The sequence below is a fragment of the Massilia soli genome, assembly GCF_016809835.1.
Lineage (GTDB): Bacteria > Pseudomonadota > Gammaproteobacteria > Burkholderiales > Burkholderiaceae_D > Telluria_A > Telluria_A soli.
Genome location: NZ_JAFBIL020000005.1, coordinates 1 through 14,907, shown reverse-complemented (window position 1 = coordinate 14,907; position 14,907 = coordinate 1). Strand labels below are relative to the sequence as shown.

General features: G+C 62.8%; 16 protein-coding genes and 1 tRNA gene. All 17 read left to right on the top strand.

The window, feature by feature from the left end; all coding sequences use genetic code 11:
• Positions 1–14 precede the first annotated feature (14 nt).
• The 17 genes from fabF to I4X03_RS12580 all read left to right on the top strand — a co-directional run bounded on the left by fabF (position 15) and on the right by I4X03_RS12580 (position 14,906).
• Positions 15–1,262, top strand: a complete 1,248-nt coding sequence (fabF, locus tag I4X03_RS12660; RefSeq protein WP_223468603.1) for a beta-ketoacyl-ACP synthase II — start codon at positions 15–17, stop codon at positions 1,260–1,262.
• Positions 1,263–1,391: 129 nt separating this feature from the next.
• A complete protein-coding gene (locus I4X03_RS12655) occupies positions 1,392–1,880 on the top strand; it encodes a protein YgfX (RefSeq protein ID WP_223468602.1) in 489 nt (162 codons plus the stop codon).
• Positions 1,881–1,948: 68 nt separating this feature from the next.
• Positions 1,949–2,551, top strand: a complete 603-nt coding sequence (gene rpoE, locus I4X03_RS12650) for an RNA polymerase sigma factor RpoE (protein ID WP_169463482.1) — start codon at positions 1,949–1,951, stop codon at positions 2,549–2,551.
• Positions 2,552–2,619: 68 nt separating this feature from the next.
• Entirely contained in the window at positions 2,620–2,955 is a 336-nt protein-coding gene (locus tag I4X03_RS12645) for a sigma-E factor negative regulatory protein (protein ID WP_223468601.1), read from the top strand.
• A gap of 93 nt (positions 2,956–3,048) precedes the next feature.
• A complete protein-coding gene (locus tag I4X03_RS12640; protein WP_223468600.1) occupies positions 3,049–4,494 on the top strand; it encodes a Do family serine endopeptidase in 1,446 nt (481 codons plus the stop codon).
• Positions 4,495–4,542: 48 nt separating this feature from the next.
• Positions 4,543–4,797, top strand: a complete 255-nt coding sequence (locus tag I4X03_RS12635) for a glutaredoxin family protein (protein ID WP_223468599.1) — start codon at positions 4,543–4,545, stop codon at positions 4,795–4,797.
• Between the two features lie 367 nt (positions 4,798–5,164).
• Positions 5,165–6,958: a translation elongation factor 4 gene (lepA, locus tag I4X03_RS12630; protein WP_223468598.1), complete on the top strand. Its 1,794-nt coding sequence runs from the start codon at positions 5,165–5,167 to the stop codon at positions 6,956–6,958.
• The gene (gene lepB / locus I4X03_RS12625; protein WP_223468597.1) at positions 6,955–7,869 is read left to right on the top strand and encodes a signal peptidase I; all 915 of its coding nucleotides are present in this window, start codon (positions 6,955–6,957) and stop codon (positions 7,867–7,869) included. Before lepA ends, lepB begins: the two co-directional genes overlap by 4 nt.
• A 16-nt stretch (positions 7,870–7,885) precedes the next feature.
• Positions 7,886–8,281: a DUF4845 domain-containing protein gene (locus tag I4X03_RS12620; RefSeq protein WP_223468596.1), complete on the top strand. Its 396-nt coding sequence runs from the start codon at positions 7,886–7,888 to the stop codon at positions 8,279–8,281.
• 25 nt (positions 8,282–8,306) lie between these two features.
• On the top strand, positions 8,307–9,146 hold the full coding sequence (rnc, locus tag I4X03_RS12615) for a ribonuclease III (protein ID WP_223468595.1): 840 nt from the start codon (positions 8,307–8,309) through the stop codon (positions 9,144–9,146).
• Entirely contained in the window at positions 9,143–10,045 is a 903-nt protein-coding gene (gene era, locus I4X03_RS12610; RefSeq protein WP_223468594.1) for a GTPase Era, read from the top strand. The genes rnc and era overlap by 4 nt, the downstream gene beginning before the upstream one ends.
• 23 nt (positions 10,046–10,068) lie before the next feature.
• A complete protein-coding gene (gene recO, locus I4X03_RS12605; RefSeq protein ID WP_223468593.1) occupies positions 10,069–10,854 on the top strand; it encodes a DNA repair protein RecO in 786 nt (261 codons plus the stop codon).
• Between the two features lie 19 nt (positions 10,855–10,873).
• Entirely contained in the window at positions 10,874–11,647 is a 774-nt protein-coding gene (pdxJ, locus tag I4X03_RS12600) for a pyridoxine 5'-phosphate synthase (protein WP_223468592.1), read from the top strand.
• A complete protein-coding gene (gene acpS, locus I4X03_RS12595; protein ID WP_223468591.1) occupies positions 11,644–12,060 on the top strand; it encodes a holo-ACP synthase in 417 nt (138 codons plus the stop codon). Before pdxJ ends, acpS begins: the two co-directional genes overlap by 4 nt.
• Positions 12,061–12,064: 4 nt before the next feature.
• Entirely contained in the window at positions 12,065–13,957 is a 1,893-nt protein-coding gene (gene uvrC / locus I4X03_RS12590; protein WP_223468590.1) for an excinuclease ABC subunit UvrC, read from the top strand.
• A gap of 206 nt (positions 13,958–14,163) precedes the next feature.
• Positions 14,164–14,742, top strand: coding sequence for a CDP-diacylglycerol--glycerol-3-phosphate 3-phosphatidyltransferase (gene pgsA / locus I4X03_RS12585; RefSeq protein ID WP_223468589.1), 579 nt, complete (start codon positions 14,164–14,166; stop codon positions 14,740–14,742).
• Positions 14,743–14,830: 88 nt separating this feature from the next.
• Positions 14,831–14,906, top strand: a tRNA-Gly gene (locus I4X03_RS12580).
• Position 14,907 lies beyond the last annotated feature (1 nt).

Here is a 14,907-nt window from a genome sequence, read left to right as displayed (position 1 = left end):
TTTGGGAGAATCGCTTGAGCCGTTCACGAAACCGTCGTGTCGTTATTACCGGCCTGGGCTGCGTCTCACCTATCGGCAACACCATTGCCGATGCGTGGAGCGCCGCCCTGGCGGGCAAGTCGGGCATCGCCAATATCACCAAGTTTGACGCGTCGTCGTTCTCGACCCACTTCGCCGGTGAGGTCAAGGGCTTCAACGTCGAAGAGTACATGCCCGGCAAGGAAGCGCGCCACATGGATACCTTCATCCATTACGGCATGGCTGCAGGAATGCAGGCGCTGCAAGACTCCGGCCTGGTGGTCACCGAAGAAAATGCCGACCGCATCGGCGTCATCGTCGGCTCCGGCATCGGCGGACTGCCGCTGATCGAAGAGACCAAGGAAGACTACGACAAGCGCGGCCCGCGCCGCATTTCGCCGTTCTTCGTCCCGGCCTCGATCATCAACATGATCTCTGGCAACCTGTCGATCAAGTACGGCCTGCGCGGCCCCAACCTGTCGATCGTGACGGCCTGCACCACCGGCCTGCACAGCATCGGCGCGGCTGGCCGCCTGATCGAATATGGCGATGCCGACGTGATGATCGCCGGCGGCGCCGAAGCCACCATTTCGCCACTCGGCCTCGGCGGTTTCGCCTCGGCCCGTGCACTGTCGTCGCGCAACGACGACCCGGCAACCGCTTCGCGTCCCTGGGACCGCGACCGCGATGGTTTCGTGCTGGGCGAAGGCGCCGGTGTGATGGTGCTGGAAGAGTACGAGCACGCGAAAGCGCGCGGCGCCCGCATCTATGCGGAGCTGCTGGGCTTTGGCATGAGCGCGGATGCTTACCACATGACTTCGCCTGTCGAAGACGGCAGCGGCGCCAGCCGTTGCATGGTCTCGGCACTGAAGAATGCGGAAGTCAACCTCGATCAGGTTCACTACGTCAACGCGCACGGCACCTCGACGCCGCTGGGCGACGTGGCCGAAGTGCAGGGTATCAAGAAGACCTTTGGCGACCACGCGAAAAAGCTGGTGGTCAATTCGACCAAGTCGATGACCGGCCACTTGCTGGGCGGCGCCGGCGGACTCGAAGCGGTGTTCGCGGCACTGGCGGTTCACCACCAGATCTCGCCACCGACGATCAACATCTTCAACCAGGATCCTGCTTGCGACCTGGACTTCTGCGCCAACGAGGCGCGTGAAATGAAGATCGACATCGCGGTGAAGAACTCGTTTGGCTTCGGCGGCACCAACGGGACCCTGGTCCTCGGCAAGATCTGAAGTAGCTCTGAACCTTATTCGCCAGCCCGTGTCATACGGGTTGGCGCAATAGACAGCGCCGGCATCTTGCCGGCGTTTTTCTTTTCGCCCGGCACTGTGCAAGTCCGGCGCGTACCTCCATCACACATCATGTCCATCGCGGTAAGCGCCGTCGTCAAGCCGTCGCGCCTGTTGCGCGGCACCCTGGCCGTCGCCGCCGCGATTCACCTGGCGATGGCGTGCGTGCCGCTGGCCGCACCGGGTGCGTTCCGCGCGCCATGGCTGATCGCCGCCTGTTGCCTGGCGGCGGCAGCGGGCGCCGCCGGCGCGCTTGTCTCTGCCGGAAACAAGCGCCGGATTGATATATCTGGACTCGGCGAGATGCGTGTAACGGTACAACATAAGCTGGCGCAAGAAGTGGCTCAAGCTGCGCCGTGCAGGCTGTTGCCGGGCTCTACGTTATGGGCGGGTTTGCTGATGCTGCTGACGCGCGGCGATGATGGAAAAACAGTGGTTGTGGCGGTCTTTGCTGACAGCGTCAGCGCGGAAGAGTTCCGCGCATTGGCGGTCGCAATCCGCGCAATTGGCGGGCAGGAAGCGCAGGATCAGGTTTTTTTCAGACTCCACAAAATACTTTGAACTTATTGCAACGGGCCAACTCTTATGCATAGGGACGCGCCCATGCCGCAGCCAAGAGGACATGGTCAGTGACGACAGAACGCGAGGGTGATCAACTGCTGGTTGAGCGCGTCCAGGCTGGCGACCGGCAGGCGTTTGACCTATTGGTGGGCAAGTATCAGCGCAGGCTGATGCGGCTGGTGTCGCGGCTTGTCCATGACCCCGCCGAAGCCGAAGACGTCGTCCAGGAAACTTTTATAAAGGCGTACCGTGCCCTGCGGCACTTCCGCGGTGATTCCGCATTTTATACCTGGCTATACCGGATCGGAATCAACACGGCTAAGAATTTTCTCGTCACACAGGGCAGGCGTGCCCCTACCTCCACGGAGGCAGATGCAGAGCGCGCCGAAGCGTTTGACGATGCGGACAGCTTGCGGGACATCAACACGCCAGAGTCGTTGTTGGCCAGCAAGCAGATCGCCCACACGGTCAATGCCGCGATGGAAGCGCTGCCGCTGGAATTGCGCACGGCGATCATCCTTCGCGAGATTGAGGGGTTGAGCTACGAAGAAATATCCGAAGTCATGGCGTGTCCGATCGGCACGGTGCGCAGCCGGATCTTCCGGGCACGCGAAGTGATCGCTGAGAAATTGAGGCCGCTGCTCGATTTCCCGGTTGACAAGCGACACTAGGTGTAGCGATGATTGCTTAAGACTCGGTATGGAACATGGATCACACACCAACTGTGATGGAACCACTGATGGATACCCACAAAAAAATCCGCGAGCACATCTCGGCCCTGTCTGATGGGGAGCTCCCTTCGGCCGACCTCGAGCTGGCGTTCGCGGCGCTGCAGAGCATCGACGGCCAGCACGCGTGGAACACCTACTTCCGCATCGGCGACGAGTTGCGCGCGCAAGCCTCGCCCAGCCTGTCCGACGGCTTTGCCGAGCGCCTGGCCGAGCGATTGGCGGCCGAGCCGGCGCACCCCCGGCGCGCTGCCGCCAATGCAGCGACTGCCGCGGCGCCTGCGCGCGGCGCCGATGGCGCACCGGCCGAACCGCCTGCCAAACCCGCCATCATCAACGCGTCCTGAACGCGCGCGCCAGCGCCATTCGGTGCTGGCGCGACAAGCTGCCGGATTTGGCTTAACATGGCGACAATATCGTCCCTGACCATTTCCCATCCCATGACCACGACATCCTCCGCTGGTAGCAAGCTGTTGTCCGCCGCGCTGATCGCCAGCGCGGGCCTGTTCTTCGCACCCGCCACAGTGCTGGCGCAAGCCAATCCACCGCTGGTGACGGGCTTGCCTGACTTCACGAACCTGATCGACAAGGTCGGCCCGGCGGTGGTCAACATCCGCACCAGCGAGAAGGTCAAACCGGGGCAGGGCGGGCCGGACGAAGAAATGCAGGAATTCCTGCGCCGCTTCTTTGGCGTGCCGGGCATGCCGCGCGTACCGCGCGGTGGCGTTCCGGGGCAGGAAGATGTCCAGCGCGGCGTCGGCTCGGGCTTCATCATTTCCAACGACGGGCTGGTGCTGACCAACGCCCACGTCGTCGAGGGCGCGGACGAAGTGCTCGTCACCCTGACCGACCGGCGCGAATTCAAGGCCAAGGTGCTGGGCGCCGACAAGCGCACCGACGTCGCCGTGCTCAAGGTCGAGGCGACCCGCTTGCCAAGCCTGGTGGTCGGCGATTCCGGCAAGATCCGGGTGGGCGAGTGGGTGATCGCCATCGGCTCGCCGTTCAACCTGGACAACTCGGTCACTGCCGGCATCATCTCGGCCAAGGCGCGCGACACCGGCGATTACCTGCCGCTGATCCAGAGCGATGTCGCGGTCAATCCCGGCAATTCGGGCGGACCCCTGATCAACATGCGTGGCGAAGTCATCGGCATCAATTCGCAGATCGCCACCTTGTCGGGCGCCTATAACGGCATCTCGTTCGCCGTGCCGATCGACGAAGCGATGCGGGTTGCCGACCAGCTCAGGAAAACCGGCAAGGTGACGCGCGGCCGGATCGGCGTGCAGATTGGCGAAGTCAGCAAGGAAGTGGCCGAATCGCTGGGCCTGGGAAGGGCGCGCGGCGTGGAAGTGTCGCTGGTGGAGCCGGGCGGTCCTGCCGACAAGGCTGGCATCAAGGTCGGCGACATCATCCTGCGCTATAACGGCCAGCCGATCGAACGCAGCGCGGACCTGCCGCGCTTGGTGGGCGCGAGCGCAATCGGCAGCCGCGCGGTCGTGACGGTGTGGCGCAAGGGCCAGCAGCAAGACATCGCGATCAACGTCGCGCAGCTGGAGGAGGAGCGTGCGGCAGGCGCGGCGGCGCCGAAAGCCCCGAGCCCGGCCGCGCCACCGAACGCCCTTGGCCTGACCGTGTCCGACCTCACCGAAGCCCAGCGCGCGGCGCTGCGCGGCGAAACCGGCGTCAGGGTGGACGCCAGCAGCGGCGCGGCGGCGGCGGCAGGACTGCGCGCCGGCGACCTGATCCTTCAGGTGAACAACGTCGACGTCAAGGACGCGCGCCAGTTCAACGCCATCATCGCCAAGCTCGACCCGAAAAAGAGCGTGGCACTGCTGGTGCGGCGCGACAATACGACGCGCTACGAAGTCATCAAGCCGCGCCAATAACCCCTGTTCAATCCGGCAGCGCCCAGGCGCTGCCGCCTGTTTCTATCCATGATCAAATTTACCCTCTACTCGCGCAGCTACTGCCACCTGTGCGACGACATGCTGGACGCCTTGAACGCCATGCAGGACGACACCACCCGGTTCGACGTCGATGTCGTCGATGTCGATGCGGATGAGGCGCTGGTGGCGCGTTTCGACGAACTGGTGCCGGTGCTGTACGGCGATTTGTCGCAGCCGGAGCTGTGCCATTACTTTCTCGATGCAGCTGCGGTCGAGGAATATATCGCCTCGGTCAACGCGTAGGGCGGATAAGCGCCTGCGCGCATCCGCCGAATTGGCGTCAACGCGACTCACGGTGGATGCGCTGCGCTTATCCACCCTACCGTTCGTGGCCGGTCGGCTCGGAATTGTTGCAATAATGTAAAAATCCTGCCTGAATCCGCCTGCTATCAGTCCGCTTCCCTCTATTAACCGGGCTTTCTACCCCGAAATCCGGTAAAATGCGGGTGGTCGGAAATGCTGTTGGCCAATTCAGCCAGCCTCCCGATCGATAAGGCGCTCGCCTGGGGATTGCCATTGCCCCCCTCGGAGCGCTTTTTTTGTATGGCGCAGCGCATGTGCGCGCCCCGGCTTCGGCCCCCGTCCTTCCTACTGGTTTTGAGTTTTGTTAATGAACAACATACGTAACTTCTCCATCATCGCCCACATCGACCACGGCAAGTCGACCCTCGCCGACCGCATCATTCAGATCTGCGGCGGCTTGTCCGACCGCGACATGGAGGCGCAGGTGCTCGATTCGATGGACCTGGAGCGCGAGCGCGGCATTACCATCAAGGCCCAGACGGCGGCGCTGCATTACAAGGCGCGCGACGGTGTGGTCTACAACCTGAACCTGATCGATACCCCGGGCCACGTCGACTTCAGCTATGAAGTCTCGCGCTCGCTGTCGGCCTGCGAAGGCGCGCTGCTGGTGGTCGATGCGTCGCAGGGCGTGGAAGCGCAGACCGTGGCCAACTGCTACACCGCGCTCGACCTGGGCGTGGAAGTGGTGCCGGTCCTGAACAAGATCGACTTGCCGCACGCCGATCCTGCCAACGCCATCGCCGAAATCGAGGACGTGATCGGCATCGAAGCGGCCGACGCGGTCAAGTGCTCGGCCAAGAGCGGCCTGGGCGTCGAAGACGTGCTCGAGTCCCTGATCGCCAAGGTGCCGCCGCCGAAGGGCGACCCGAGCGCGCCGCTGCAGGCGCTGATCGTCGACTCGTGGTTCGATAACTACGTCGGCGTGGTGATGCTGGTGCGCGTGATGAACGGCACCCTGAAGCCGAAGGAAAAAATCCTGCTGATGGCCACCGGTTCGCCGCAGCTGGTCGAGAGCGTCGGCGTGTTCAGCCCGCGCTCGGTATCGCTGCCGGAAATCTCGGCAGGCCAGGTGGGCTTCGTCATCGCCGGCATCAAGGAACTGAAGGCCGCCAAAGTGGGCGACACCGTCACCCACGTGGCCCGTCCGGCCGCCGAGCCGCTGCCAGGCTTCAAGGAAGTCCAGCCGCAGGTGTTCGCCGGCCTGTTCCCGGTCGAGGCCAACCAGTACGACGCGCTGCGCGACTCGCTGGAAAAGCTCAAGCTCAACGACGCCGCCCTGATGTACGAGCCGGAAGTATCGCAGGCGCTCGGCTTCGGCTTCCGCTGCGGCTTCCTGGGCCTGCTGCACATGGAAATCGTGCAGGAGCGCCTGGAACGCGAATTCGACATGGACCTGATCACCACGGCGCCGACCGTGGTGTACGAAGTGGTCATGCGCGACAACTCGATCGTCAAGGTCGACAATCCGTCGAAGATGCCGGAACCGACCCGCATCATGGAAGTGCGCGAGCCGATCGTCACGGTCAACCTGTACATGCCGCAAGAATACGTCGGCTCGGTGATCACCCTGTGCATCGGCAAGCGCGGCGTGCAGATGGACATGAGCTACCACGGCCGCCAGGTGAAACTGGTCTACGAAATGCCGATGGCCGAGATCGTGCTCGACTTCTTCGACAAGCTCAAGTCGACCTCGCGCGGTTACGCGTCGATGGATTACGAGTTCAAGGAATACCGTGCGTCGGACGTGGTCAAGGTCGACATGCTGATCAACGGCGAGAAGGTTGACGCGCTGGCGATCATCGTCCACCGCGCCAACGCCCCTTACCGCGGCCGCCAGGTCGCCGCCAAGATGCGCGAACTGATTCCGCGCCAGATGTTCGACGTGGCCATCCAGGCCGCCATCGGCGTCAACGTGATCTCGCGCGAAAACGTCAAGGCGCTGCGCAAGAACGTGCTGGCCAAGTGCTACGGCGGCGACATCAGCCGCAAGAAGAAGCTGCTCGAGAAGCAGAAGGCCGGTAAGAAACGCATGAAGCAAGTGGGCTCGGTGGAGATCCCGCAAGAAGCATTCCTGGCAATTTTACAAGTGGACGATAAATGAACCTGCAAATGATTCTGGGTAACTTTGCACTGATCCTGTTCGTGTTGATGGTGATTACAGGCATTATCTGGTTCCTCGATATCTTCTATTTTGCCAAGCAGCGCCGGATTGCCGCCAACAAGGCGCTGGCCGCCATCGACGAGCGCAACGCCCGCCTGACGGCCGAAGGCCTGAAGGTCGACACGGTCGACCGCCACGCGGTGGAAACGGCGATGCTGCGCCAGCCAACCTGGATCGAGTACTCGGGCAGTTTCTTCCCGGTGATCGCGCTGGTGTTCGTGCTGCGTTCCTTCCTGTACGAGCCGTTCAAGATTCCGTCGAGCTCGATGGTGCCAACCTTGCTGGTAGGCGACCTGATCCTGGTGAACAAGTTCACCTACGGCATCCGCCTGCCGATCCTGAACAAGAAGGTCGTGGACGTCAACAACCCGCAGCGCGGCGACGTGATGGTGTTCAAGTACCCGAACGACATGAGCCAGGACTACATCAAGCGCGTCGTCGGCGTGCCCGGCGACACCGTCGTATACGAAAACAAGCGCCTGACGGTGAACGGCAAGGCGGTCGCCTACACGCCGCTGGACGATTACCTGGACGACGAAAGCCCGGTCTACCACAAGCAACTGGTGGAAAACCTCAGCGGCGTCCCGCACCGCATCCTCAATTCAGACAACAAGCCCGGCATTGAAGTTGGCATCGTCGAGAATTTCCCGAAACGTGAGGCGTGTGATTTTTCCTACGAAAAATTTACCTGTACCGTTCCTGCGGGCAATTACTTTATGATGGGTGACAATCGGGACCACAGTCTCGACAGCCGTTACTGGGGTTTTGTGCCAGATAAGAACATTGTCGGTAAAGCGTTCTTCGTCTGGATGAACTTTAGTAACCCAAAACGCATTGGCGGGATAAACTAGTCTGAAGGAAAAGCACATGACTTCTTATGTTTTTGGCAAATACCAGCGCGGCGTGTCGCTGACCGGCCTGATCCTCGTGTTGGCGATCATGGGCTTTGTCGCAATCGTCGCCCTGAAAACGGTGCCGGCGTATGCGGAGTATAGTGCGGTGAAGGACGCCATCGCGGTCGCCAAGGACACCGGCGGCACGGTGCGCGAAATGCAGGTTTCGTTCGACAAGAACGCCGACATCAATAATATTGAATCGATCAAAGGGCGCGACCTGGTCATCAGCAAGGAATCCGGCGAGACCGAAATCAGCTTTGAATATGAGAAGCGAATTCCGCTGGTCGCCAATGTCAGCCTGCTGATCGATTTTGCAGGCACCACCGACCCAAGCGGCGCCGTCGCCCAGAAACCGGCCACCGAGTAAGGCTGTCCACACCAAGAATATCGAGATGAATTTACAGTTATTGCAGACGCGCTTAGGTTACACGTTCCAGGATGCTGGCCTGTTGCAGCAAGCCTTGACGCACCGTAGCCATAGCAGTGTGCATAACGAGCGTCTCGAGTTTCTCGGCGATTCGATTCTTAACTGCGTCGTCGCCTCGGTACTCTACGAGCGCTTCAACGCGCTCGACGAAGGCGACCTGTCGCGCCTGCGCGCCAACCTGGTCAAGCAGCAGTCGCTGTACGAAATCGCCCAGAAACTCGAATTGTCGCAGTTCCTGCGCCTGGGCGAGGGCGAGCTGAAGTCGGGCGGTTTCCGCCGTCCGTCGATTCTGGCCGATACCCTCGAAGCGCTGCTCGGCGCGATCTTCCTCGATGCCGGCTTTGACGCCGCGCGCGACGTGATCCGCGCCTTCTACATTCCGATCCTCGACACGGTCGACCCGCGCACCCTGGGCAAGGACGCCAAGACGCTGCTGCAGGAATTTTTGCAGAGTAAAAAAATCTCGCTGCCGACCTATAACGTGGTGGCCACCCACGGCGCCGCGCACAGCCAGGAATTCGAAATCGAATGCCTGGTGCCCAAGCTCGGCATCCAGGTGTACGGCCGTGGCGGCAGCCGCCGCGCCGGCGAACAGGCCGCGGCGCGCCTCGCGCTCGACGCCGCCGAAACGGCGCTGGCCAAGGCGCCGGGCGGCGCGCGCAAATCCAAACCACGTACCACGCAGCTCAAGCTGGCCGGCATCGCCACCATCCAGAGCAGCGAAACGCCGCCGCCAATGCCGGCGAAAGCCGCTGCCGATGGCAAGGCTCCGAAACAAACGCATCCAGAAACGAAGTCAGCATGAACAGCACAAGCACCCCAGAGAACTACCGTTGCGGCTATATCGCCATCGTCGGCCGCCCGAACGTCGGCAAATCGACGCTGATGAACCAGCTGGTCGGCGCCAAGGTGTCGATCACCTCGCGCAAGGCGCAGACCACGCGCCACCGCATCACCGGCATCCAGACGCTGGACGATGCGCAGTTCATCTACGTCGACACGCCGGGCTTCCAGACGCGCCACTCGAACGCGCTGAACAACACGCTGAACAAGACGGTCACCAACACCTTGATTTCGGCCGACGTGATCCTGTACCTGATCGAGGCGGGCACCTTTGGCCCAGCCGACCAGCAGGTGATCGAGCTGCTGCCGCCGAACGTCCCGGTGATTTTGGTGATTAACAAGGCCGACCGCGTCAAGGACAAGGCCGCGCTGATGCCGTTCGCGCAGAACGTCGCATCGAAGTTCAACTTCGCCGCCATCGTGCCGGTGTCGGCCAAGCTGCGTTTCCAGCTCGACGCGCTGCAGAACGAAATCAAGCGCTTCCTGCCCGAGAACGCGGCCGTGTTCGGCCCGGACGACATCACCGACCGCAGCGAGAAATTCCTGGCCTCGGAAATCGTGCGCGAAAAGCTGTTCCGCCTCGTGGGCGACGAACTGCCGTACACCAGCACCGTGATGATCGAGAAGTTCGAGCAAGAGGGCGACCTGCGCCGCATCTTCGCGGTCATCCTGGTTGAACGCGATACGCAAAAGTCGATGGTCATCGGGAACAAGGGCGCGCGCCTGAAGGAAGTCTCGACGCAAGCGCGCCTCGACATGGAAAAGCTGTTCGGCGGCCCGGTCTACCTCGAGATCTGGGTCAAGGTCCGCTCCGGCTGGGCCGATAACGAAGCAGGCCTGCGCGCCTACGGCTACGAGTAAGCGCAAGAGGCCAACAAGCAGGCATGCCCACCCTCGACGCCGATCCGATCGTCAGCGCGCCTGCGCCGGCGCCCAAGCGTAGCCGCGCGCGGGTGGCGGACCATCGCATCCTGGGCCAGCCTGGCTTTGTACTGCACAGCTATCCGTACAAAGAGACCAGCCTGATCGTCGACCTGTTCACACGCGACTTCGGACGCATCGGCGTGGTGGCCAAGGGCGCCAAGCGCCCGCACTCCAAGCTGCGCGGCGCGCTGCAAACCTTCCAGCCGCTGTCCACGTCGTGGAGCGGCAAATCCGAACTGCGCACGCTGATCGACGCCGAATGGGTCGGCGGCATGCTGCCGCTTGAAAAGACCGCGCTGCTGTGCGGCTTCTACCTCAATGAATTGCTGGTCAAGCTGCTGGCGCGCGACGACCCGCATCCCGCCTTGTTCGACCAGTACGTCTCGACGCTCAACCAGCTGGCCCACAACGAGCCTGCGCAGACGGTCTTGCGAAAGTTCGAACGGTCCCTACTTAAGGAGACAGGCGTTGCCGCCGACCTGACCCGCTGCACCAGCACGCGCGGGCCGGTGGAGGCGGCCAGCGACTACGTCGTCGATCCGGAGCGTGGCCCGCGCATGGCGCGTGCGTCCGACACCTGGCCTGTCGTCAGCGGCAAGACGCTGATCGACATGGCCAACGAAGAATACGGCGATCCGGCCACCCAGATGCAGAGCAAGCAGCTGATGCGCTTTCTGCTGGCGCACCAGCTGGGCGGGGCGCCGCTGAACACCCGCCAGATCCTGATCGACCTGATGCAGCTATAGTCAACCTAGAAAACACGCCATGAGCTTCCTGCAACCTTCCGGCCCTGTCATCGACCTGGGCGTCAACATCGACCACGTGGCGACCTTGCGCAATGCGCGCGGCACCGTCTATCCGGACCCTGTACGCGCCGCGCTGCTGGCCGAGCAGGCTGGCGCCGACGTCATCACGCTGCACCTGCGCGAAGACCGCCGCCACATCAAGGACGCCGACGTCGTCGCCATCCGCCCGCAGCTGATGACGCGCATGAACCTGGAAGCCGCGGTCACGCAGGAGATGATCGACTTCGCCTGCAGCATCCGTCCGCAGGATGTGTGCCTGGTGCCGGAGCGGCGCGAAGAAGTGACCACCGAAGGCGGCCTGGACGTGATCCGCTACTACAAGGAAGTGGAGGCGGCGGTGAAGCAGCTGCAGGCCGAGGGCATCCGCGTCAGCCTGTTCATCGACGCCGATGCGCAGCAGATCGCCGCAGCTGCGGCCGTCGGCGCGCCGGTCATCGAACTGCACACCGGCCGCTACGCCGAAGCGCACGGACCTGAGCTGGCGTTCGAGCTGGAACGCATCAAGGCCGGCGCGCGTGTCGGCGTCGAGCATGGCCTGAAGGTCAACGCCGGCCACGGTCTGCACTACACCAACGTGCAGGCGATTGCCGCCATCGCGGACATCGGCGAGCTTAATATCGGCCACGCGATCGTCGCCCATGCGGTGTTCGCCGGCTGGGAGAACGCGGTGCGCGAAATGAAGGCGATCATGATTGCCGCACGCCTGGGCGTGTCGCTGGCGCAGGCAAGATGATTTACGGGATCGGCACCGATATCGTCCAGATATCGCGCATCGAGGCAGCCCTTGCGCGCAATGGCGACCGCTTCGCCGAAAAGATCCTCGGCCCGGAGGAGTTGATCAAATTCCATGCGCGCCGCGCCAGGCATGATGTGCGCGGCATGCGCTTCCTGGCCACGCGCTTCTCGGCCAAGGAAGCGTTTTCGAAGGCGATCGGCCTTGGCATGCGCATGCCGATGACCTGGCGCTCGGCGCAGATGCTCAACGCGCCGGGCGGCAAGCCGGTCATCGTCTGCAGTGGCAAGCTGGAACAATTCATGCGCGAGAACAGGCTCACTGCGCAAGTGACGATCAGCGACGAAGCCGACTACGGCGTCGCCTTCGTCATCGTGACGCAAGCGCCTTTAGCGACCAACAGCATCGAGTAAGCGAATGACAGAAGCGATTCCACAGCCCGCATCCGAACCGCTGCCGGCGCTGCCAGTGCCGGGCACGCGCGAACTGGTATTGGCCACGGTGGCCAAGCTGCCAAACCTGCCGGGCGTGTACCGCTACTACGACGCCAGCGACGCCGTGCTGTATGTCGGCAAGGCGCGCGACCTCAAGAAGCGCGTCTCGAGCTACTTCCAGAAAAACCTCGCCAGTCCGCGCACCGCGATGATGGTCGAGCGCATTGCGCGCCTTGAGACCACGGTGACGAGCAGTGAAGCCGAAGCGCTGATCCTCGAAAGTAACCTGATCAAGACGCTCAAGCCGCGCTACAACATCCTGTTCCGCGACGATAAATCGTACCCGTACCTGAAGCTCAGCGGCCAGGAAGTGCCGCGCATGGCCTACTACCGCGGCGCGGTCGACAAGAAGAGCCAGTACTTCGGCCCTTTCCCGAGTGCCTGGGCGGTCAAGGAATCGATGCAGGTGCTGCAGAAGGTGTTCATGCTGCGCACCTGCGAAGACAGCGTGTATTCGAACCGCACGCGTCCCTGCCTGCTGCACCAGATCGGCCGCTGCAGCGCTCCGTGCGTGGAAGCGATCAGCGTGGCGGACTATCGCATCGATGTCGACAACGCCGCCAAGTTCTTGCGCGGACGGCAGTCGGAGGTGCTGGCCGACCTGGAAGCGAAAATGCAGGCCTTTGCGATGGACCTCAAGTTCGAGCAGGCCGCGACGGTGCGCAACCAGATCCAGTCGCTCTCGCGCGTGCTGCACGCGCAGAGCATGGAGGCCAGCAGCGACGCCGACGTCGACATCATCGCCGTGGTGGTGCAGGGCGGGCGTGCCTGCGTCAACCTGGCGATGGTGCGCGGCGGACGGCACCTGGGCGACCGCGCCTACTTCCCGGCGCACGTGATCGACGCCGCTGTGGTGGCCGAGTCGCCGATGGAAGTCGAAGTACTGGCCGCCTTCCTGGCGCAGCACTACAGCGAGAGCTTCATTCCCGGCACGCTGATCCTGAATATCGAATTCGACCAGCCGGCCCTGATGGTGGCTTTGACCGAGCAGTGCGGCCACCGCATCAACCTGATCTTCCAGCCGCAGGGGCAACGCCGCCAGTGGCTGGAGCTGGCCCAGAAGGGCGCCGAGATCGCGCTGGCGCGGCTGCTGTCGGAGCAGGGCTCGCAGCAATCGCGCACGCGCGCGCTGGCCGATGCGCTCTCGCTCGACGCCGAAGACCTCGACACGCTGCGCATAGAGTGCTTCGACATCAGCCACACGCAAGGCGAAGCGACGCAGGCCTCGTGCGTGGTGTTCCATCACCACGCGATGCAGAACGGCGAGTACCGCCGCTTCAACATCAACGGCATCACGCCAGGCGACGATTACGCGGCGATGCGCCAGGTGCTGCAGCGCCGGTACGAAAAGGTGGCCAATGGCGACGGCGTGATGCCCGACGTCGTGCTGGTCGACGGCGGCAAGGGACAGGTCGAGATGGCGCGCCAGGTGTTCTCGGAACTCGGCCTCGACATCAGCCTGATCGTCGGCGTCGCCAAAGGGGAGGGGCGCCGGGTCGGGCTTGAGACGCTGATCTTCGCCGATGGCCGCGCGGAGCAGGAGCTGGGCAAGGAGTCGGCGGCGCTGATGCTGGTGGCGCTGATCCGCGACGAGGCGCACCGCTTCGCCATCACAGGCATGCGCGCCAAACGCGCCAAAACGCGCCAGACGTCGCGTTTGGAAGAGATTGAGGGTATCGGCGCCAAACGCCGCCAACGCCTGCTGGCGCGCTTTGGCGGCCTGCGCGGCGTGATTGACGCCAGCGTCGAAGACCTGATGTCGGTGGAAGGCATTTCGACCCAGCTGGCTGAAGAAATCTACAAGCAGCTCCACTGACCTGCCGATGCCACCCCCGTCGTTCCCGCGAAAGCGGGAACCCATACCCGATGAGATCTGCCACTGAAGCCCAGGCTCCCGCCATCGCGGGGCGACGGTGCGTACGTACGCACGCCACGTATGCATGAGCAAACTGGTTAAAATACCAAGGGCAGGTTAGACTAGCGGCGCAACTATTTCAAACGCTAACCAGCCTGTGCGCACTTATGCCTTTTAACATCCCGATTCTCCTGACCTGGCTGCGTGTAGCGCTTATCCCGCTGGTGGTGGGCGTGTATTACCTCCCACTTCACTGGCTGCCGCGTTCCGACCAGGACCTTGCCGCCACCATTGTCTTCATCGTCGCCGCCGTTACCGACTGGTTCGACGGCTTCCTCGCGCGCCGCTGGAATCAAACCTCGGCCTTCGGCGCCTTCCTCGACCCGGTGGCCGACAAGCTGATGGTGGCCGGCGCGCTGCTGGTGCTGGTAAACCTGGACCGCGTCGACCACTTCATCGCCTTCATCATCATCGGCCGCGAAATCGCCATCTCGGCGCTGCGCGAATGGATGGCGCAGATCGGCGCATCGCGCTCGGTGGCGGTGAGCTCGATCGGTAAGATCAAGACCGCCGCGCAAATGATTGCGATCCCGCTGCTGCTGTTCCATGACCGCCTGTGGGGCGTGATCGACACCCAGGAGGTCGGCGAGTACCTGATCGTGGTCGCGGCCATCCTCACTGTGTGGTCGATGTTCTATTACATGCGCCTGGCGTGGCCTTTGATCAAGGAACGTGGCGCGCTGTAAGGGCAGGGCGATGGTCCGGAAACAAGTTTGCGCAAGCAACCTTGACAACCCGTTTAGATCATCTATAATGCCTGCCTGTTGTGACGACGCGGGAGTAGCTCAGTTGGTAGAGCGCAACCTTGCCAAGGTTGAGGTCGAGAGTTCGAGACTCTTCTCCCGCTCCAG